Raw genomic sequence first — 20,564 nt, 5'->3', positions numbered from 1 at the left:
CATCCTCTATGGAGTATGTTTTATTTTCCAATTGCTTTAAATTGGGGTATATTCGCGCAAGGTTTATTCATTGGTATTTACAATGCTTCAAAGTATGACGGCTTTCTCACGAGTGCAAAAGCAGATTGAAGAGGGTCATTTTTGTTGGGAAATCAAGTCAGTTAATCATCGTTATCTTGATGTTTCATTTCGTTTGCCCGAATCGTTCCGATTTATAGAACCACAATTACGCGCTTTATTGCGAGATAAGATAAATCGAGGGAAATTGGAGTGTCAGCTGAAATATCAAGATACAAGTTCTAATAATCAGTCTATGCTTATAAATATAGGCATGGTAAATGCATTAGTGAATTTAGGGGAGAAACTTTCCATATCACACCATTTGCCGAACGATTTAGGGGTTAGTCGTGTTCTTTCTTGGCCTGGGGTAGTCCAAGCCAGTGTACCTGATGTGGACGCGTTAGGTGAAAGCGCGCTTTCCTTATTTAATGAAGCGATCGAGCAATTAAAGCAGATGCGGTCTACTGAGGGTGCTGCATTAAAAGCGCACGTGGAGGCGCGTTTAAGTGAATTGGGTCGGGAAATTAAGCATGCTCGCTCTATAGTATCAACACAAGCAGAGCAAGTTAAAGATAAGTTATTGACCCGGCTGCACTCAGTGAAGATTGAGGTTCAGGATTCACGAGTAGAACAGGAAATTGCTTTAATTTTGACTCGTATTGATGTGAGTGAGGAACTCGATAGATTAACGACTCATGTTGATGAAGTGAGTCGGACGTTAAATTGCGATAAAATAGCAGGCAGACGTCTTGATTTTTTGATGCAAGAATTAAATAGGGAGGCGAATACGCTAAGTTCAAAGTCTGACTCTGTGGATTTAACTCAGAGTGCGGTGCAAATGAAAGTTTTAATTGAACAAATGCGTGAGCAAATTCAAAACATTGAGTGAGTATTATTGTGGGTGATTATTCCGGTAATTTATTTATTGTTGCAGCACCTTCTGGGGGAGGCAAAACAAGTTTAGTAAAAAAGTTAGTGGAGTCCCTTGAGGATATTGAGGTATCCATCTCGCATACGACGCGAGCCATGCGACCTGGTGAACAGCATGGAGTGAATTACTTTTTTATTGATGAAAATGAATTTATACGTATGATTGATGAGAGTGCTTTTTTAGAGCACGCCCGTGTTTTTAATCATTTGTATGGCACGTCGATCAACCAAATTACCGAGCGTTTGCAAAAAGGTATCGATGTTGTTTTGGATATAGACTGGCAAGGGGCAGAACAGATTAGACGTTCCTTTCCAGATGCGGTGAGTATTTTTATTGTACCGCCATCTTTAGATGTATTAAAACAACGATTATTAGATCGTCGGCAAGATAAGGATGAAGTGATTAGCGATCGGATGAGAAAAGCGCAAGATGAATTGAGCCATTATCCCGAGTTTGATTACCTAATCGTAAATGATAATTTTGAAAAGGCGGCGATGGAATTGGAGGCGATTGTCATTGCAAACCGCTTACGTATTGAGCGGCAGATAAATAAACAATCAAAATTGCTTTCTTTCCTGATGTCATCGCAGTAAAATGCGATGTTTTGCTACTGGAGAATGAATTATGGCGCGAGTTACCGTTGAAGATTGTTTAAAAAATGTTGCGAATCGATTTGAACTGGTTATGGTGGCTACTAAGCGTGCGCGCCAAATTGCAGTTCGAGGCGATCAACCTATGGTTGAATGGGAAAATGATAAACCTACGGTTGTGGCTTTGCGTGAAATAGCTGAAGGTTTGATTACCCCTGAAATTTTGGATAAAGAATAATTTTTAGATAACAAAATCATTTGGCTTGGGTGAAGTGAAACGGAACCCAGGCTTTTAGGTGACTAAAATGTTCCGGGTTCCGTTTCACTTCACCTATGTTATGAATCATGAAAGATCATGATTTATTCGAGGCGTCTTAAATGGTGTGAATTTAGGGGTAAAGGGGTACGGTCATGTTAGATACTAGGGAGTACTGCGTGAGCTACTTTAAGGAGCTCGATGAAGAGCTGAAATGCTATCTTGAGCAGTCGCAAATAGAAAAATGTTACCAAGCCTATTTGGTCGCTGAAAAAGCACACCAAGGTCAGATGCGTCGTTCCGGCGAGCCCTATATTACTCATCCTGTCGCAGCAGCCCTAATTCTTGCCCGAATGCGCTTGGATTATCAAACAATCATGGCGACTTTACTCCACGATGTTGTTGAAGATACTTCCGTCAGTAAAGAAGATTTAACACACCAGTTCGGCGAAGAAATTACCTCGCTTGTTGATGGTGTTACCAAGCTGACCAAAATAAAATTTGAATCAAAAGCTGAGGCCCAGGCCGAAAATTTTCGTAAGATGGTCTTGGCTATGGTCAAAGACATCCGCGTAATTATTGTTAAGCTGGCTGATCGTTTGCATAATATGAAAACTCTTGGTGCAATGCCTTATGCAAAACGTCGGCGAATTGCCATTGAAACCCTGGAAATTTACGCGCCCATCGCGAACCGTTTGGGAATGCACTCAATTTATGTTGGTCTTGAGGATTTGGGATTTCAAGCTTTATATCCTATGCGTTATCGAGCGATTAAATCTGCAGTGGAAAAATCTCGTGGTAATCGGCGTGAATTAACCCAGACGATTGAACGTGATTTGCAATTGGCTTTAGCACAATTAAATATTCCTTATGAACAAGTATTCGGTAGACAAAAGCACTTATACAGCATTTATAAAAAAATGCGCCAGAAGAAAGCCTCATTTACTGAGATTACCGATGTTTTTGCTTTCCGCGTAATTACTGAAGATATTGATTCCTGTTACCGTATTTTAGGTGCTTTACATTGTACCTACAAACCTGTTCCACAACGCTTCAAAGACTATATCGGTATTCCTAAAGCAAATGGGTATCAATCCTTGCATACCACTTTATTTGGGCCTTTTGGAGTTCCTCTGGAAGTGCAAATTCGTACTCGTGATATGGATAAAGTTGCTGATAATGGGGTGGCTGCACATTGGATTTATAAATCATCTGGCCTTGAAGTCAATGAAGCGCAACTGCGTGCAAGAGAATGGGTACAAAGCCTCTTGGAAATGCAACGCAGTACAGGTAGTTCATTGGAGTTTATTGAAAACGTCAAAATTGATTTATTCCCGGATGAGGTATACGTTTTTACCCCCAAAGGCCATATTATGGAATTACCTAAGGGGGCGACACCTGTTGATTTTGCTTATTCAGTTCATTCCGGAGTGGGTAATAGTTGCGTGGCAGCGAAAGTCAACAGAAAATTAGTCCCCCTCAGCATTCCTTTATCCAATGGGCAGACCGTTGAGATAGTGACGGCGGCCGGTGCACATCCTAACCCGGCATGGTTAAATTTTGTGGTTACCGGTAAAGCGCGTTCTAATATCCGTCATTTTCTGAAAAGCCAACAAAACACCGAATCAATTAGTCTAGGAAAACGTCTACTGGAACAATCATTAATTGAACTATCTAGCGATTACGCCAAAATACCACCAGAATCATTGCAAGCGCTATTGAGTGACCTGCATTATAAAACGATGGATGATTTGCTCTATGCGATTGGTATAGGCAACCAAATGGCGATGGTAATTGCCAAAAGATTGGTAGTCAGCCAAGACTCTAATGAGTTAGACAAAGGAATTAAAACACGACCCTTGGCAATCAAAGGCACAGAGGGAATGGTGGTTCATTTTGGCGAATGCTGCCAACCTATTCCTGGAGATAATATTGTTGGAAAATTCCAACAAGGTCGAGGAATTATTGTTCATAGCAGTGATTGCACCACGTTAAAAAATTCTCGAACCAGTCCGGAGCAATTCGTTGCCTTACGTTGGGATGAACAAGTTGAAGGAGAATATTGGGTTGATATTACTGTTGATGTGGTGAATGAGCGCGGCGTTTTGGCTGCGCTGGCAACTGCTATTGCTGAGTCAGGCTCCAATATAGGTAATATCAATGTAGATCCACGTGATGGTCGGCACAATGCGGTTACCTTTTCAATTAGTGTTGTAGATAGAACGCATTTGGCCCGGGTAATGCGTAGGTTGCGAGCAAATAAAGTGGTGATGCGTCTTTATAGAAAAAAACAAGGGGATAATTAATGCGACCTATAAATACAAAATTGGCTCCCGAAGCTATTGGAACCTATTCACAAGCCATTCAATGTGGCGATACAATCTATCTATCAGGACAAATACCACTTGATCCTGTAACAATGCAACTCTGCAGTGAAGACATTAAACTGCAAATTACTCAAGTTTTAGAAAATTTGTCGGCTGTTTGTGAAGCGGCTGGTGGTAGTTTGGCACATATAGCGAAATTGAATGTTTACCTTACCGATTTACGCCATTTTCCTCTAATTAACGAAGCAATGAGTCGTTACTTTGCAGCACCTTACCCTGCAAGAGCGGCAATAGGCGTTTCTGCATTACCCCGTGGTGCTCAGGTCGAGATGGATGGTATAATGGTTTTATCTTCAAAGTAAATTCATTTAAAAAGTAGTCTAATATTAGTATTGTAGTCTGGGTGAAGCGAAAGCAAAAAACCTCGTCAACCAATGACAGCGAAATGCTCGGGTTTCGCTTTGTGCTTTATTCAGGCTGTAACTTTATAGTCAGAGTTCGTGTATGAGTATTATTTCCCTTCATGGAGTGTCCCTCAATATTGCGGGTAATCAGTTATTAGATAATGCCGATTGGCAGATCCAACCCTACGATCGCATTGCATTAGTTGGGCGAAATGGAGCGGGTAAATCCACGCTTCTAAAACTTTTGCAAGGTGAGTTGACTCCAGATAGTGGTCAAATCAATCAACTTTCTGGTTTGCGCGTTGCTGGTTTGACTCAGGAAGTTCCAATTACCGGAGAAGAGTCTGTTTATCATTTTCTAGTGAAAAGTCTTGGTGAAGTAGGCGAGGTTTTATCACGTTTTAATGAACTTTCCCAATTGGGTGATATGGAGAAATTGGCCGCATGTCAGCAACAGATGGATAATTTACATGCATGGGATAAATTGCCACAAATCGAGACGATGGCCAGTCGTTTAGGTATCACAACTCATGAACGGATGAATAATCTATCAGGAGGGATGAAACGTCGTGTATTACTGGGGGCGGCATTAATTGCGACAGCGGATTTGTTACTTTTAGATGAACCGACAAACCATTTGGATATTGAAGCAATCGAATGGTTAGAGTCTTATTTGAAAAGTTTCAAGGGATCTGTGTTATTGGTTACCCATGATAGAGAGTTTTTAAGCCAAGTATCCAATCGGATTGTCGAAATCGACAGAGGCAAGCTCTATCAGCATGATTGTGATTATGAAACCTATCTCGATAGAAGAGAATCGATTCGTCTGAGCGAACAAAAACAAAACGATTTATTTGATAAAAAATTGGCTGAGGAAGAGGCCTGGATTCGGACAGGTATCAAAGCGCGACGAACACGTAATGAAGGTCGGGTTCGCGCATTAAAGGCTTTACGAGAAGAATATAAGGCACGACGTAATCAATTAGGTAAAGTTAAGTCATTTTCACTTGATGTGACTCGTTCCGGCTCGGTAGTGATCGAAGCGAATCAGGTGAATTATAAACTAGGGGATAAAACAATTTTACGTGATTTCTCCTTATTACTGACTCGTGGGGATAAGTTTGGAATAATTGGCCCTAATGGATGTGGTAAAACGACTTTAGTACGTCTATTGCTTGGGGAGTTACAGCCTGACTCTGGACAGATAAAGTTGGGTACTTCTTTAAGTGTTGCCTACTTTGATCAATTGCGTCGGCACTTGCGTGAAGATCAAACCGTCATGTTTAATGTGGGTGATGGTGCAGATTATGTAACAATAAATGGCAAACAAAAACATGTTGCCAGCTATTTGCGCGAATTTCTATTTTCACCCGAACGATTTAATCAGCCTGTTTCTGTGCTTTCTGGTGGAGAAAGAAACAGATTGTTGTTAGCCAAGCTGTTTGCTAAACCCGTCAATTTGTTGGTGATGGATGAACCTACCAATGATTTGGATATTGAAACTTTGGAGCTCCTTGAGGATATGTTAGTTGATTATCCGGGAACTTTAATATTGATTAGTCATGACAGGGCATTTATCAATGAGGTGGTGACCAGTGTCTTAGTTTATGAAGAAGCAGGGCAGTTCAATGAATTTGTTGGTGGTTATGATGAATATAAAATGCATAAGAAACAGGAACAGCGCGAACAGGGAGTCAAAGCACCCGCTGTGAAACGCAATGTAGCAACCAATAAATTAAGTTTTAATGAGCAACGTGAGCTAGCTCAGTTGCCACAGAAAATTGAGCAACTGGAAGAAAAAATTGCTGAATTGCAGTTAAAAATGGCTGATCCCAAATTTTACCAACAAGAAGCTCAGGTGATTGCAAAGATAAATCAGGGTTTGGCTGAAGATGAAGCATTATTAACCCAATTTTATGCACGATGGGAAGCACTGGAAGATGTTGAGAAAAGGAGCTAATAAATGTTATTGACGCTCGCTCTACTTGTACTTTTTGGTTCGATTTTGGTGTTTTTTTCAGAAGAATTCATCAAAACCATTAAGAAAATTTTTGCCATAAGAGGAGCTAAATTAATAATACCTCTCTTTGCTGCTTCCTGGTTAATCTTTTCTTTTGATTTATGGGTTTTATGGGCGATCTTTTATCTGCGTGAAATGCTGCATGATGTTCTGAATTATTTAGTACAAATGATGCCTTTTCAGAACTGGGCACTGCAAGTGGTACTTGTGTTCATGTTGACTTTTCTTTCCGTAGTTCCAGTACTTATTCTTGATTATCTCTCGCGAAGAAAAAACTTTAAGAGCTATCAGCATCCATATGTAACAGGTGGAATAATTTGGATACTATCTGTTTTCTTGCTAATCATTCTCTGATCTTTTGTAAAGAAATGTAATTATTTTGTAAAGAAACCTGCATTTTCTTAATAAAACCTTAAGTTTTCTTTTTTATACTTCTCCCTGCTAGGCTGGATTTTAATAATAACAATAAAGGAGACTAAAGTGCACAGTAAACATCATGGTCATGATCAATATACTGGTTCTCGCGGTGTAGGTCCTCAAGTTACTGTAGATTCGCAACATCATACCCATAATATCCCTCCATTTAATCCCCAAGTTCAAGTTTATAGACCTATTTATCCCAGGGTTCCTCAGGTTGAAGTAATTCCCCGCGGAAGAGCTTATAGTTATCGTCAAAGTTATTCCTCAGGTACAGGCTGGGGGACTGGAGCATTTCTCATCCTTGCTTTTGTTGTTGCTCCAATTTTCGTTCTTGCTTTAATTCTCAAACTTACGCTTGGTGCGGTTGGATTAGCTGCCACATCACTGACTGCTGCTGGAGTTACTGGAGCAAGTGCCGCCGGTGCAATGGCATTGAGTGTCGGCACTCTTGGGGCTATTGGCATTGGTGCACTCGCTTTTTATGCAATTTTGGGATTTGCTTACTTAAGTTCCAGTGCTAAAGAATGCTATAACAGTGATAAAAACGTATTCGCGATGATTAAATCACGTGTTGTGAATGAAGATGGACTGAGTTTTACGGGTGTCATAAAATCTGTAGGTGCTGTGCTTTGGTCTCCATTTTTACTTGTTGGCGGTGTGGCTGGTATGGGCAGTAAATTTGCTGCAAAGCTGTTTTCTTCAAAATCTTCGCCTGCAACAGAAAGTGAAGCATTGAAAATGAGTGCATCTCCATATTCAATGTTAAGCAGCGACGAGCCTACCAGGCAATCCAGCTCTCGTTCGGAGAAAGACAGAGAACCAGGTAATTTTGGTTCTGTGTTTTCTGCGGAACAAACGTTTGCTGATGGAGAATCTCTGTTTAACTCTGCGACATCTTTCCCTTCATCTCAATATCCTTCGAATTTATATCCTCCTAGTTACTAGAATCTATTTGATTCAAAGAAGGGGTAGGTTTTTGGGTTCGATGTTGCTGAACCCAAAAACCAAATAAAGAGATAGAACTTTTAATCAGTATCCTGTGAATAAAAATTATACGCACCGTCAAACGTGATGGCTGTGTGTAAGCGGTCTTTTTTCTCCATAAATAGCCTATAATTTAAACAATGGTGCTTTATTGGAGTATCAAAGTGATTCCTAAGAGTTCGGTCATGCCTGAAATAGAAGCAGCTACTCCAATATGGCAGAATTTAAGCTTTACAGATCAAAAAAATATTTCAAACCGGATGGAGCAATGGTTTGCAGATATAGAAAAACAAAATCAACCTAATAACACTGAAACAAATTCTTATTTAGCGACTCAATTTTTGGCACATTTTGGCTTAAAAAATGCCTCAGAGGTATTTGATTTTCTGAAAACGGCTGGCGGTAATGTGACATTAACCATGATAGCTCGAGAAATAATGAAAGAAGAGGCACGAATTGAATCGATCAGGGAACGTAATACAGAAGAAATACTCAGCCAACAGCGACACTTGATTTTTCTTCTTATGGGGATTATTGCAGAACGAGAAGAACTGGCTAAAAATGTAGATCAGCTGATTCGACTCGAAATCGACAAACATCTTCTAAAGGATAAACAGGAACAGAGTAAAGAAACAATTTCAGATCGCTCTCCAATTCAAATTATAGACGATATGATCGCTCATTACGTGGAGACCATTAAAGTTTTAGATGAAAAACTGGATGAATTGGAACACCAATTAGAGCAGGTTGAAGAAGAGTTAGTGGCTATCGAAGAGGAAGGGCAACGAATGGAAGCTTACCATGAGGCACTTCATACCCATATCGATATACTGGATACTTATTTGCAACTGCCTATTTTCAAGCATCCTCAAGGAAACCCTACTGCGTTTTCTGCACAAAGAATATCGGTTTTGGTGAACGATCTAAAACGGTATAAAGCGCAGGAAGAACTCTATAAAAGCACAGCTTCTGATGATACCCTGGCACATGAAGTTGAAAAAAGACGTCTCAGCAGACACATTAGAACGATTGAACATGAACTGAGTTTTCATAAAGTTCATCTGAGCCAAACAACAATGAACTATGAAGAACTATTTCGCTTCGCTTTGGAACAAACCCGAGCTAAAATACGAGAGCATCAGAGTATTCCTGGGCAATTGGACCCTGAAATGGAAGGCTTGAAATTACGTGAACAAGGATTGGTTTCCGCATTGAAAGTGATGAACAACAAGAAAATACTTCTTAATGATAAATTGGAACAAGTTTTTGATTATTCCCAGGCCCGTTTTAGTATCAAACATGAGGATGCAAAATTTCTTGTTCAAACAGATGATGGTTCATATGCTCTGCTTCCTAAAGATAAGGATCCTAATAAATTGACGGAGGAGGACTGGGTACAAGCTAAGCGTGATTTTGAGCAAGCTAAAGAACGCATTCAAACCCCTCGCTATAATTGTCTTGAAAAGATACAAGAAAATTTGCAGAAGCATATACATCGCTACGAACAACATCTAAATTTAAGAGAAGTATTAAAAAACCAAAAATCAGAAATGCAACGAGCCAGAAATGAAATGGGAGATACATTAAGAGAAACGCGTGCCCAAAAAGTATTATTAAGTAAGAATCCCAGTTTGTCGCATGCTCCAAAAACAGATCCTCATGCAAGTTATTCACAAATGATAGAGAAATTTGAATCTTTGGTATTAAAAGCACCTAAAAAAGACGATATAGAAAAAGCACGGAATATTGTCGAGAGCTCAACCATATCACCTAAAAACAAAGGAGAGCTTAATAAATTAATCGAACAAGTTTCGCCAGAGAAAATTATGGAATCACAGCAAAGGCTCCAATGGCTCTATAGTGCCAGACGATTAATAAAAGATACATCACCCACCCCTAATGTCGATCCGAAATTGCCCAAAAAAGATTAAGCCAAACAAAACTTTAAGATTCAAATGTAATTTTGTTAGGAATTGCATTCAGTAGGGATGATGAATGAGGGTATTCCGTGTATAATACCGACAATTTATTTTTCAGGTTGCTTTATGAATAAACAGGACTTTTACTTCGATTTACCTCCAGAATTAATTGCGCAGTATCCCTTAGCAAATCGTAGTGATTCACGCCTTTTAATTTATGATCGTCAAAAAGGTGAATACGGTCATTACCAATTTCGTGAAATCGCTGATTTTTTAAACCCCGGTGATTTATTGGTAATGAATGATTCCAAAGTTATCCCCGCCCGACTTCATGGCCATAAAACTACTGGAGGGAAAGTTGAGTTATTAGTCGAGCGAATTACGGGTGAGTTCACTTTTCTAGCTCATATTAAAGCCAGCAAGTCATTAAAATCGGGCTCAATTATTAAGCTGGAACAAAATAAAGAAATTGAAGTTCTTGATAGGCAGGATGATTTATTCACTTGCAAAGCGGATATGGACGTCTTGAAATTATTAAATGGAATAGGACACATTCCCTTACCTCCTTACATTACCCGAAATGATGAAAATCTGGATCAAGACCGTTATCAAACAGTGTATGCAAAATATGAAGGATCTGTAGCGGCACCCACCGCGGGTTTGCATTTTGATGAATTGGTATTAGCCAGCTTACATTCACGAGGTGTTGCAGTAGCTTATCTTACTTTGCATGTTGGGGCTGGGACATTTAGACCTGTTCGTTGCGATAACATCAAAGATCATAAAATGCATAGCGAGCGATTTACAATAAGTCCTGAATTATGTGCTGCGGTACATGCTACAAAGGCTGCAGGAAATAGGGTAATTGCCGTCGGTACAACTGCTATGCGAAGTCTTGAGAGTGCGGTCCACAATGGAATACTAAGTCCCTGCAGTAGGGATACAGACATCTTTATTTACCCAGGCTATGAGTTTAAGATTTGTGATGGATTAATGACCAATTTTCACTTACCTGAATCGACTTTATTAATGCTGGTTTCCGCTTTTATTGGTCATAAACAAGCAATGATGCTTTATCAAGAAGCAATTGAAAAGAAGTACCGGTTCTTTAGTTATGGTGATACCAGTTTATTGCTGTAAATCAGATAACCGTTCACCAAAAGCTATATTTGGCACAGGTTGAAACGATCTCAATTAAAAAATGCTCATATTGATGTATGCTGCGCTTTTTTGAATCGAGCTCCTTCCAACCTGAACTCAAATCTGACTTTTTCCCTAAAGCACTCAAAATTTTGGTGAATGGATAATAAATCAGGAGATTAGAAATGTTGACTGCAGTACAGAATTTTATACCTGTTTTAACTTCAGAAGCAGGTGCGTGTCTTACAACAGCAAATTGGCACGAAGCAAAAGTAATGGCAGCATCTTATTCTCTAGAGAGCCTGTTGTATAAACCTGGCCAGGATGCGCTCAAAAAAATATCCGATATATCCCATTATCTCGTTTGGCCAGGTGTTATCGTGCTGAATGCAGCATCGCTTGTGGCGAATAAAGAGGGAATTTTTACGCTTAAATCACCTTATGATGGTTCTAGAATAAAATTTACTGTGGGAGAGTTGCTCCATCTTATTCAGCACTTAAAGCCCAATGCAGTCATTTTACCCCAAAACATCATGCAGGATTTTCCACAAATTTGGGATAATTGGAATGATGCAATTGTTCCATTTATGCATGTTAATGACTTAAAGAAACACGAAGTAATTAAGCCGCATGGAGTTTATTTTAATGTTTTGAATGAGGTGGATTGGGAACAATTAAATCGGTGGTCGCATGTACCGCGCTATATTATGGGTCGTTTTGACTCCGAATTAATATGGCGCTTGCGTGATCAAGGTATAGGATTTATTGAGACCGATGAACCTGCACAAGCAGCGATGCAAGGAAAGGTATACAGCCGTGCAGGGGATGTGGATTTAACGGATTCAAAAACACAAATGCAATTTGAACTCATTGATGCTGATTGCGCGTGTCCTACTTGTTCGCAACGATTTACGCGCGCTTATCTGCATCATTTATTGCAACATACTCCTTTATTATGTCAGCGATTTTTGATTCAGCATAATGTGTTTTATGTGCAGAATGATAAATAGATTTTTACCCTCACCCCAGCCCCTCTCCCGATAACGGGAGAAGGGATTTTTTTATATTTTGCCTCAAAAGATGCCTTCTCACCATGGGGAGAAGGTGCCCGTCAGCACGGATGAGGGTTGTTCTTATTATAATGTTTGACAGTTTTTTCCATAACAGCTAGCATTACCAACAATTGATGGCGCGGGGTGTCGTGATAAACGTCTGAGAAATACCCGTTGAACTTGATCTGGTTCATACCAGCGTAAGAACGCCTTAAAACTGAATTTCATTTGAGAACAGTTGAGCTTTTGAATGGCCTGTCATGGTGCATTTGCTCTTATTTGCGAGTGATTCCCAACAGTTCTAATGAAGGTTAACTTCTTCAATTTAGTCTTTACGCGATATCTTTAGCCATCCTTTATTTTATTAATTAATCTAAGGAGCTATGGCATGAACGCATTATCTACAAGAACAACTTTATTACTCAATTGGTATGCAAACCCATACCATACCCCAATTTTTGTTGCTCATTCATTGGGTTATTACCAACAAGAAGGCATAAAACTTGCAATTTTGGAGCCTAGTGATCCCAGTGATGTGACAGAAATTGTAGGTATGGGGCATGTTGATTTTGGCGTTAAAGCCATGATTCATACTTTAGCCGCTCGTGCAAAAGGTTATCCTGTCACATCAATTGGAACGCTATTGGATGAACCTCCTACTGGGCTTATCGCACTTAAGTCCAGTGGCATTACTTCATTTCAAGATATTGTTGGTAAACGGGTAGGGTATATTGGTGAGTTCGGCAAAATCATTATTGATAATTTGGCACAATTGGCTGGTATTGATTCTGCAAGCTATGAAACAGTCCGTATTGGCATGAATGTTACTGATGCAATTTGTCGTGACATTATTGATACTGGCATTGGTTTTATTAATTTCCAAAAAGTTGAATTGGAGCATCTGCGTGGTGAAACAGTATTTTTACGCCTGGATCAGCTAGCTGGTCTAGGTTGCTGCTGTTTTTGCTCCATTCAGTTTATTGTGCCAGAAAGGATGTTAAAAAATCCTGAAACCATTAAAGGTTTTCTCAAAGCCACACAACGTGGAGCAGCGTTTACTACCGAAAATCCAGATGAAGCTTATGAACTCTTATGTAAAACAAAGCCCCAGTTACGAACGCCCATGTATCATACGATTTTTATTCGTAGTTTACCCTTTTTCTCGCGCACGCTTTTGAATGTAGAACGTGATTGGAATAAGGTAGGACGTTTTGGCAAGCATTTAGGAGTGATTGATGATTCTTTCTCAGTGCATTCCTGTTATACAAATGAGCTGCTGCCCAAGATGCCTCATTCTGATTTAGAGCCTATCGCATGTTGTGTGGGTGAATAATTGTGGGTTAGGCCTTGGCCCAACTTTAGAAAATTTAAGCAGTTTGGTATTGATCTTATTGTTTATCGTTGGGACAAGGCTCAACCTACGGTAGGTTATTTTTGAGTGATTTTAATTAAATGAAAAATGTTGCTGTTGTTGGTGCTGGAATCATGGGGTGTTTGCTGGCTTTGCGGTTACACAATGATGGATGGCAGGTAACCCTATTTGAGGCAGAAAGCGCGTTCAATAATTGCAGCTACGCCGCTGCAGGTTTATTGGCACCTTGGTCTGAGCTTGATAAAGCGGAGCATGTAATTTTCAAGTTGGGAATGGAGTCCGTTGCTGGATTATGGAAGTCTATTTTGCATCAATTAACGGAACCTGTGTATTTTCGTCAAAAAGGTTCTCTTGTAGTGCACCACCCTCAAGACAAAGCAGAATGGCAGCAGTTCAGTACACGGATTGTCAATAAATTAAGTGACTCATGTTATCAAGTGCTCACTCAAGATTCTCTGGGGCAGCTTGAACCGGAGCTGAATCATTTCCAGGCAGGGTATTATTTCCCCAAAGAAGCGCAACTCGATAATCAGAGTTTATTGCTGGCACTCAAAAAACATCTTTGCCAGCAAGGAGTCGTTTGGCGGGACCAAACTTATGTTTCTTGCATCCATTCAGGCAAAGTAGAAACAGCAAAGGAGTCCTATTTATTTGATTTTGTTTTTGATTGCCGGGGTCTTGGAGCAAAAAACACGTTTACCAATTTACGTGGGCTTCGCGGGGAACTTATCTGGTTGCATGCACCTGAAGTTCAATTGCAAAGACCCATACGCTTTTTGCATCCAAGATACACTATTTATATTGCTCCTCGTCCTAATTCTTATTACCTTATCGGAGCCAGCGAATTGGAGACAGAAGACTCCAGTCCAATTTCAGTACGAACGACACTTGAACTATTAACAGCTGCTTACTATGTACATCGAGGTTTTGCTGAAGCACGAATCATTAAAACGGTGACGCACTGTCGTCCCACTTTAGTGCATCATCAGCCGCGTATAAAATATGCAAAGCAACTGATTGCGGTAAATGGACTTTATCGTCATGGATTTTTAATAGCCCCGGCATTGGTAGAGGAAATTTTACGTGGACTAAAGAGCAATAAAAAAGACATTTATTATCCTGAGCTCTGGGAGGCTTATTGATGATCATTTATATAAATGATGAACCACTAACTGTAGATGCATCCAGTACGCTACAGGCAATACTTGAACAGAAGAACGGTATTGCCGCACATGTGGCAATCGCAATTAATAATCAGTTTATCCCCAAATCGATGTTTGCGGAGACTACCTTATGCGAGGGAGACCGTATTGATCTCATCGTGCCGATGCAAGGAGGGTAATCATGTGGCATTTAGCAGATAAGCTTTTAACAAGTCGGTTGCTTTTGGGGACTGCGGGTTATCCATCACTTGAGGTAATGACCGATGCGGTACGGGCCTCGAAAGCGGAGGTAATTACCGTTTCTCTGAAACGACAAATGGCCAGTGGTACAGGTAGCGATTTATTTTGGCAAACCATTCAGTCTTTGAATTGTTGTTTACTGCCCAATACTGCTGGTTGTCGTGATGCACAAACTGCGATTACTACCGCCGAAATGGCGCGTGAACTTTTTAATACGTCATGGATTAAATTAGAAGTGATTGGTGATGAGTTTAGTTTGCAGCCGGATCCCTTTGAGTTATTGCGTGCAGCGAATGAATTAGTAAAACGAGGATTTGAGGTCTTTCCTTATTGTACTGATGACTTGGTTTTATGCCAACGTCTCATGGATTGTGGTTGTAGGATTTTGATGCCATGGGCTGCGCCTATTGGCTCAGGAAAAGGATTACTCAATCCTTTTGCGTTGGAGACATTACGCCATCGATTAACGGATGTAACCTTAATTGTCGATGCGGGGATTGGTAAGCCATCTCACGCGGCACGGATTTTGGAATTAGGTTTTGATGGGGTTTTACTGAATAGTGCAGTTGCTTCAGCGATTCATCCTGTAGCAATGGCGGAAGCTTTTTCGCATGCAGTTATTGCTGGACGAGGTGCTTTCGAGGCAGGTCTTATGCCGGAGCGGATTACCGCACAATCATGTACCCCTTTGATCGATACACCTTTTTGGCATCAGGAGGTTTTATGATGAGCACGGTGTGGAGCAATACTGTCAATGAAGTCGATTGGCAAACACTACGTGGATTGGGTCTTGAAATGCAACAACAGCAATTAAATGGATCAAATCATCCCAAGGCAATTAAAATAAACGAAAGCATTTCTCGCGAAGACTTACAAATCTTAAACAATTATTCTGGGCCTGTAGTTTTGGATTTTACTTTAACTTCTCAGTATATTGATAAAAATGCGGGTGATTTCACTACAGGCTTTTCTTTTGCAGATGTTTTAGTCTTGAATACACTTGAGGCCGAATTGATTTTAAAGCGAAAGATCATGACCCATCAAGCCATGCAGGAAGCGGCTCATGAATTATTAACGCTGGGGGCTAAAAGTATTTTTCTATTGGGGCAGCATCTGCAAGAAAATTCATGGGAACATGATTATTGGACAAATGGGCTTACTTCATTTTGGCTGACACAAAATCGCTTCTCTGATGCAAAATATCCGGAACTTCGATCGGTTTTATCCGCGGCGATTACTGGGGCATTAGCTCTGGAGTATTCACTCGAAGATGCACTAATTATCGCAAAAATGTACGCAAACCAAGCAGCCCGTCTGGCAGGAACCGGTATATGTTATGCCGGTTTCCCAGAGAATGAGATGGACCTGCCTTATCTTTCATCCAAACCTCTTAATGAGGTCCCCCAACCATTTAAACCATGTCATCGATTAGGTCTTTATCCTGTGGTTGATTGCTTCTCCTGGGTCGAAATGCTTCTGAAACTTGGGGTAAAAACCATTCAATTGCGAATTAAAGAAAAAAGTAAGACCCTGGAAGAGGAGATGAAGCAAAGTATTGCTTTAGCTAAAAAGTATGGTGCTACTTTATTTATTAATGACTACTGGGAAATGGCTTTAAAGTTGAATGCAGAAGCAGTCCATTTAGGACAATCAGATTTAGATACTGCAGATCTTGACGCGATTAGAAATCAGGGATTGTTTCTCGGAGTGAGTACTCATTGTTATTATGAGGTGGCACGAGCCCATGCGATTTGTCCTTCATACATTGCGATCGGACCCATTTATCCAACGACCAGCAAGGAAATGCCTTTTCTAGCACAAGGTATTGAACGCTTACATCGTTGGCAACGCACATTAAATTATCCTTTGGTTGCAATAGGGGGGATCAATATTGAGCGTATGCCAGATGTGGTTGCTACAGGAGTTCAAGGTATCGCTCTGATTTCTGCAATTACTCAAGCGGATGATCCCCAAAGAGCGACGGAGCAACTTTTGCGTTTTGTTGATTGAAAGACATTATTGCTCAGCATGTTAAGGCACAAAGCTAGGTTAAGGGACCCAATATGACTGTTTTATCTGAGTTAGAACGTTATTCCCAGCAAATTAAATTAGACGAAATTGGCGTGCAGGGACAAAAAAAGCTGCATGCGTCAAGGGTATTATGTATTGGTGCAGGAGGGATTGGGGCTACACTTCTTCCTTATCTAGCTGGTGCAGGAGTGGGAACGATAGGAATAATCGATGGTGATTTCATCGACGAAAGTAATCTACATCGGCAAATTCTTTACCAAGAAAAAGATGTTGGCCAGGCCAAAGCTGTTGTCGCAAAGATGAGGTTAAATACGCTCAATTCAGAGATCAAGGTTCAAGCGTATGATTTTCGTTTAATGGCCCATAATGCAGAAGAAATCATTACTCAATATGATCTTGTGGCGGATTGTTCCGATAACTTTTATACGCGTTATCTTGTTCACGATACGTGTTATCGTTTAGAAAAGCCCTATGTGTACGCCAGTGCTTACCAATTCCAAGGACACTGTTCTTTATTTTATGGACAACAAAATCCATGTTTGCATTGTTTGTTTCCCGTCATTCCTGATACCACCGCCAATTGTCAAAATGGGGGAGTTATCGGTACGTTGCCTGGATTGTTAGGGATCGTGCAAGCAACTGAAATAATTAAATGGATTACCGGTAGTGGTACTTCATTATTAAATCGATTGCTTTGCATCAACTTACTGGCAATGGAAATAAAAAATATCAATCTGAGTAAAAATATGGAATGTTCCTTTTGCGTCTACGGTCATACTCTAGACGAAAACGCGTTTGGATTGTGTCTGTCTTCAGAAGAGGTACACGCTGTTGCGATTTCCGGTAAAAATTTGCCCAATTTTTTGCAAGAAAATCCCAAGTTATTTCTGTTGGATGTCAGAACTGCTGAGGAACACCATCTTAAAAATATAGGTGGAAAATTAATTCCCTTGGCTGAGCTCGCTGTACGCCTGGAGGAGCTTGATCCCCTAGATCCTATTCTTATTTATTGTCAGTCAGGTCAGAGAAGCAAGAGGGCTGTAATGTTATTAGAGCAGGCAGGATTTCGTTCGATTTATTATCTTGATCAGGGAATCAATTCATTGAATGAGGTTCCATATGAAACGGGTTTTCGTTTAGGTAAAGAATGAAGAATGACTGGCTGGATTTCTTTAATGGCTTTAGTCTAAACACAGACGGGACTAATTCATCGGCTGCTTTTTCCTTTTCTATCGTACCTTCTAAGTTATAATATTAATTTAGAGAATTATGATGTCGCACAAAGATGATGCAATTGCAGCGTAACCTATCGAGGGAATTTTTTTCATATAAACTGGAACGCGTTAATTTTAGTTTTATGACCAAAAATAATCAATTCAACAAAACATGAACTCACAGTTTGTGAGCTTATTTGCTTATTTTTAGTCATCTGTAGCACCCGATTTTCTTCCTGAGGAATGAGGTTCACTCTGTAAGTGTACTTAAAACACATAAAAATGAGATAATTAGTTACAGATCCAATTATGATGATTACTAAAATTAGTAATATAATCCAACGCATCTGATTTGAATAAAGTGATAAAAAAATGCAATTCACGGACAGAGACTGGTGTCTACAAGAGTTACCTGAACAAGTTGATTATAGTTGGTTGTTAAGATTAATGAAGGTCTGGCTCGAAACAGAAGATCTACCATTTAAGATGGGTGTTTTAGCGACCGTAGATGAAAATGGATTTCCAAGAAGCCGTACGGTAGCTATTCGTGAAATAAACGAACATGGGTTGCTTTTTTTTACCCAGCTGGGTAGTGCGAAAGTAGCACATATTTCAGTCAATCCCTATGTTTCTTTTACTTTTATGTTACCGAAGACACAAAGACAAGTTACTGTTTTTGGAAAAGTAAGTCCGGTTTGCGAACAAGAAAATTTAAAAAACTGGGAGACTTATGATCAAGAGCGAAGGTTGCGTTTTTTAGTTTATGGGACAAAGTCCGGACAATTGATCAATAAACCACAGGAGTTAGATGAGGAGTTGATTGCTTTAAAAGAGCAATATAAAAAAAATCTCCCAGAAAGGCCTCGTGAATACGTGGGTTATATCATTATTCCTGAGGTGATAAAATTTTATCAATTAAATGAACATCGGTTGTCGGATTCAATAAATGCAAAACGCATCCATGAAACGTGGACTTTACAGCGGTTTGTTCCTTGAGGTGAACATTGAGCACTAGAGGTGAGACAATTTTTAATGCTGAAATCCAGACAAAATTTTAAAAGCTGTTGTTTCAAATAGGATAAATTAAATAATGAATTTATTTGTAGTATATATTGGTGGTTCCCACCCGAATTCTTTAATCGAACTCCATGATCTCCGCTTTATAGTCGCTAACTCAATTGAAGATACCTATGATGCTCTTAAAAAAAGCTGGTGGGGTATCCCCAAAAGTTTGCATATAGATGCTTGGGGTATTTTAAAGTATGCAGATGGACATAGCATTCAGATTTCACAGGAGCCGTCAGAAGCTATTGATAATAAATTATTTTTCGTAAACCTGGGCGGTTACGATAAGAAGCAATTTACCGAATTACATAAAAATATTTTTGTAGTTGCTGCTAATGAATTCGAGGCGAAACAACAAGCATTAATACAAATTGCTGACTGGGAGTCCCCGCATCGCGATTATTTATATGAAGTTGATAATTTACTTAATATTAATACATTACTTAAACAGGAAGGCTATTATTTACATTTAAAGAGGCACGTCGAGCCTCAGCCGTTTGAATTTACTTGTTGCTATAACCCAATTGGTAGAAATTAAACCATTTAAACGAGTGATTGCACCGTGTCAGGGCGCAAGCTCCTGGCATTTCATGATCTTTTTTTGACGTGCGAGCTGATTATGCCTGCATGTCTTCATTCAGTCTGCGTGTAATGTTTAGGATGTCGCTAATATTATTTGCACAGCATGGGCATTTTTAATATATTTGCTGCCTATCGATAACAAGGATCCGTATGTGTATTAGATCTCACGGCTGTATATGCCACCATTTGGAAAAAGCCATTAAGCAAGATGATAAAAAAAAGTTAAAAGTAATTTTTGCTACGAGCTATATAGATGAGCTTTATGATTTTTTATTAGATTCCTATAAATTACTTCAAATCGAGGGATATTATAAATATGTCGTAAGCATGAATAAATTAGTAAAAGCCTACCTTTTGGAGAAATCTCCAAAATCAATTAATGTGCAGAATGACCAGGTAAAAAAAGATTTCATGGATTTATATGATGAAAAGCTTGATGATCTTCCTGCAGCAAAACGATTGCTTCATGAGAAATTAAGTTTGCTAATACAAGATGTTCAGCACCTAGCCTATCAAAACCTGTCCCATCTCGACTCCTTTACCAATTGCCTCGAAAATGTGGATCAATCGAATGCCATTGCAGTGGAGGATAAAACAGCTCACCACAGGAGAGGATGCCTCATTATTTAAAAAAATATTCGAGGTGATGGGGTGGAGAGGTATCGATCACCACCCTGAACGCGGTTTCTTAAAGCTTTGTGGTGTAGCCTCTCTTCAGCATTTCACGTCACCAAGAAATTGGCAAAATTTACAAGTCTAAAGATCGCATAGACTCACAATTATTTCCAAATGAA

20 protein-coding genes and 1 riboswitch are annotated in these 20,564 nt (G+C 39.7%); all 20 genes read left to right on the top strand.

The genetic code is table 11. The annotated features are described in order from the left end of the window. Positions 1–82 precede the first annotated feature (82 nt). Entirely contained in the window at positions 83–949 is an 867-nt protein-coding gene (locus tag ACF8MK_RS16775; protein ID WP_392537620.1) for a YicC/YloC family endoribonuclease, read from the top strand. A 5-nt stretch (positions 950–954) separates the two neighbouring features. Continuing rightward, complete coding sequence (gene gmk / locus ACF8MK_RS16770) at positions 955–1,584, top strand: guanylate kinase (protein ID WP_392538982.1); 630 nt, start codon at positions 955–957, stop codon at positions 1,582–1,584. Positions 1,585–1,615: 31 nt separating this feature from the next. Further along, a complete protein-coding gene (gene rpoZ, locus ACF8MK_RS16765) occupies positions 1,616–1,819 on the top strand; it encodes a DNA-directed RNA polymerase subunit omega (RefSeq protein WP_010653170.1) in 204 nt (67 codons plus the stop codon). Positions 1,820–1,992: 173 nt separating this feature from the next. Beyond that, on the top strand, positions 1,993–4,143 hold the full coding sequence (spoT, locus tag ACF8MK_RS16760; protein WP_392537619.1) for a bifunctional GTP diphosphokinase/guanosine-3',5'-bis pyrophosphate 3'-pyrophosphohydrolase: 2,151 nt from the start codon (positions 1,993–1,995) through the stop codon (positions 4,141–4,143). Further along, a complete protein-coding gene (locus tag ACF8MK_RS16755; protein WP_392537618.1) occupies positions 4,143–4,526 on the top strand; it encodes a RidA family protein in 384 nt (127 codons plus the stop codon). Before spoT ends, ACF8MK_RS16755 begins: the two co-directional genes overlap by 1 nt. 142 nt (positions 4,527–4,668) lie before the next feature. Continuing rightward, the gene (locus ACF8MK_RS16750; protein WP_392537617.1) at positions 4,669–6,528 is read left to right on the top strand and encodes an ATP-binding cassette domain-containing protein; all 1,860 of its coding nucleotides are present in this window, start codon (positions 4,669–4,671) and stop codon (positions 6,526–6,528) included. Between the two features lie 3 nt (positions 6,529–6,531). Then, entirely contained in the window at positions 6,532–6,942 is a 411-nt protein-coding gene (locus tag ACF8MK_RS16745; RefSeq protein ID WP_392537616.1) for a hypothetical protein, read from the top strand. Between the two features lie 126 nt (positions 6,943–7,068). Beyond that, positions 7,069–7,953 carry a hypothetical protein gene (locus ACF8MK_RS16740; RefSeq protein WP_392537615.1) on the top strand — a complete coding sequence of 295 codons (885 nt, stop codon included), beginning with the start codon at positions 7,069–7,071 and terminating at the stop codon, positions 7,951–7,953. A gap of 203 nt (positions 7,954–8,156) precedes the next feature. Continuing rightward, positions 8,157–9,923 (top strand): hypothetical protein, encoded by a 1,767-nt coding sequence (locus tag ACF8MK_RS16735; protein ID WP_392537614.1) that lies wholly within the window; start codon positions 8,157–8,159, stop codon positions 9,921–9,923. Positions 9,924–10,037: 114 nt separating this feature from the next. Next, a complete protein-coding gene (gene queA / locus ACF8MK_RS16730; protein ID WP_392537613.1) occupies positions 10,038–11,051 on the top strand; it encodes a tRNA preQ1(34) S-adenosylmethionine ribosyltransferase-isomerase QueA in 1,014 nt (337 codons plus the stop codon). A 185-nt stretch (positions 11,052–11,236) separates the two neighbouring features. Further along, complete coding sequence (locus ACF8MK_RS16725; protein ID WP_392537612.1) at positions 11,237–12,061, top strand: tRNA-guanine transglycosylase; 825 nt, start codon at positions 11,237–11,239, stop codon at positions 12,059–12,061. A gap of 172 nt (positions 12,062–12,233) precedes the next feature. Further along, a riboswitch (TPP riboswitch) is annotated at positions 12,234–12,327 on the top strand. Between the two features lie 164 nt (positions 12,328–12,491). Beyond that, the gene (locus ACF8MK_RS16720) at positions 12,492–13,436 is read left to right on the top strand and encodes an ABC transporter substrate-binding protein (RefSeq protein ID WP_392537611.1); all 945 of its coding nucleotides are present in this window, start codon (positions 12,492–12,494) and stop codon (positions 13,434–13,436) included. A gap of 119 nt (positions 13,437–13,555) precedes the next feature. Then, a complete protein-coding gene (thiO, locus tag ACF8MK_RS16715; RefSeq protein ID WP_392537610.1) occupies positions 13,556–14,617 on the top strand; it encodes a glycine oxidase ThiO in 1,062 nt (353 codons plus the stop codon). Next, a complete protein-coding gene (gene thiS / locus ACF8MK_RS16710) occupies positions 14,617–14,817 on the top strand; it encodes a sulfur carrier protein ThiS (RefSeq protein ID WP_392537609.1) in 201 nt (66 codons plus the stop codon). Before thiO ends, thiS begins: the two co-directional genes overlap by 1 nt. Before the next feature lie 2 nt (positions 14,818–14,819). After that, on the top strand, positions 14,820–15,605 hold the full coding sequence (locus ACF8MK_RS16705; protein WP_265702864.1) for a thiazole synthase: 786 nt from the start codon (positions 14,820–14,822) through the stop codon (positions 15,603–15,605). Beyond that, positions 15,602–16,888 carry a thiamine phosphate synthase gene (gene thiE, locus ACF8MK_RS16700; protein WP_392537608.1) on the top strand — a complete coding sequence of 429 codons (1,287 nt, stop codon included), beginning with the start codon at positions 15,602–15,604 and terminating at the stop codon, positions 16,886–16,888. Before ACF8MK_RS16705 ends, thiE begins: the two co-directional genes overlap by 4 nt. Positions 16,889–16,941: 53 nt before the next feature. Then, a complete protein-coding gene (locus tag ACF8MK_RS16695) occupies positions 16,942–18,060 on the top strand; it encodes a ThiF family adenylyltransferase (protein ID WP_392537607.1) in 1,119 nt (372 codons plus the stop codon). A gap of 435 nt (positions 18,061–18,495) precedes the next feature. Next, a complete protein-coding gene (locus tag ACF8MK_RS16690; protein WP_392537606.1) occupies positions 18,496–19,119 on the top strand; it encodes a pyridoxamine 5'-phosphate oxidase family protein in 624 nt (207 codons plus the stop codon). Positions 19,120–19,213: 94 nt separating this feature from the next. Beyond that, entirely contained in the window at positions 19,214–19,726 is a 513-nt protein-coding gene (locus ACF8MK_RS16685; protein WP_392537605.1) for a DUF1543 domain-containing protein, read from the top strand. Between the two features lie 194 nt (positions 19,727–19,920). Further along, positions 19,921–20,400, top strand: a complete 480-nt coding sequence (locus tag ACF8MK_RS16680) for a hypothetical protein (RefSeq protein WP_392537604.1) — start codon at positions 19,921–19,923, stop codon at positions 20,398–20,400. Positions 20,401–20,564 lie beyond the last annotated feature (164 nt).

Origin of the sequence: Legionella sp. 227 (assembly GCF_043161935.1) — a bacterium.
Lineage (GTDB): Bacteria > Pseudomonadota > Gammaproteobacteria > Legionellales > Legionellaceae > Legionella > Legionella sheltonii.
The sequence above is the reverse complement of the archived record's forward strand: the minus strand, read 5'-3'. Positions and strand labels throughout refer to the sequence as shown.

Bases quoted from the DNA above. Each gene is read 5' to 3' on its own strand.
- ACF8MK_RS16775 (WP_392537620.1), top strand. From the start codon at position 83: ATGCTTCAAAGTATGACGGCTTTCTCACGAGTGCAAAAGCAGATTGAA.
- rpoZ (WP_010653170.1), top strand. From the start codon at position 1,616: ATGGCGCGAGTTACCGTTGAAGATTGTTTAAAAAATGTTGCGAATCGA.
- spoT (WP_392537619.1), top strand. From the start codon at position 1,993: ATGTTAGATACTAGGGAGTACTGCGTGAGCTACTTTAAGGAGCTCGAT.
- ACF8MK_RS16755 (WP_392537618.1), top strand. From the start codon at position 4,143: ATGCGACCTATAAATACAAAATTGGCTCCCGAAGCTATTGGAACCTAT.
- ACF8MK_RS16750 (WP_392537617.1), top strand. From the start codon at position 4,669: ATGAGTATTATTTCCCTTCATGGAGTGTCCCTCAATATTGCGGGTAAT.
- ACF8MK_RS16745 (WP_392537616.1), top strand. From the start codon at position 6,532: ATGTTATTGACGCTCGCTCTACTTGTACTTTTTGGTTCGATTTTGGTG.
- queA (WP_392537613.1), top strand. From the start codon at position 10,038: ATGAATAAACAGGACTTTTACTTCGATTTACCTCCAGAATTAATTGCG.
- ACF8MK_RS16725 (WP_392537612.1), top strand. From the start codon at position 11,237: ATGTTGACTGCAGTACAGAATTTTATACCTGTTTTAACTTCAGAAGCA.
- ACF8MK_RS16720 (WP_392537611.1), top strand. From the start codon at position 12,492: ATGAACGCATTATCTACAAGAACAACTTTATTACTCAATTGGTATGCA.
- thiO (WP_392537610.1), top strand. From the start codon at position 13,556: ATGAAAAATGTTGCTGTTGTTGGTGCTGGAATCATGGGGTGTTTGCTG.
- thiS (WP_392537609.1), top strand. From the start codon at position 14,617: ATGATCATTTATATAAATGATGAACCACTAACTGTAGATGCATCCAGT.
- ACF8MK_RS16705 (WP_265702864.1), top strand. From the start codon at position 14,820: ATGTGGCATTTAGCAGATAAGCTTTTAACAAGTCGGTTGCTTTTGGGG.
- thiE (WP_392537608.1), top strand. From the start codon at position 15,602: ATGATGAGCACGGTGTGGAGCAATACTGTCAATGAAGTCGATTGGCAA.
- ACF8MK_RS16695 (WP_392537607.1), top strand. From the start codon at position 16,942: ATGACTGTTTTATCTGAGTTAGAACGTTATTCCCAGCAAATTAAATTA.
- ACF8MK_RS16690 (WP_392537606.1), top strand. From the start codon at position 18,496: ATGCAATTCACGGACAGAGACTGGTGTCTACAAGAGTTACCTGAACAA.
- ACF8MK_RS16685 (WP_392537605.1), top strand. From the start codon at position 19,214: ATGAATTTATTTGTAGTATATATTGGTGGTTCCCACCCGAATTCTTTA.
- ACF8MK_RS16680 (WP_392537604.1), top strand. From the start codon at position 19,921: ATGTGTATTAGATCTCACGGCTGTATATGCCACCATTTGGAAAAAGCC.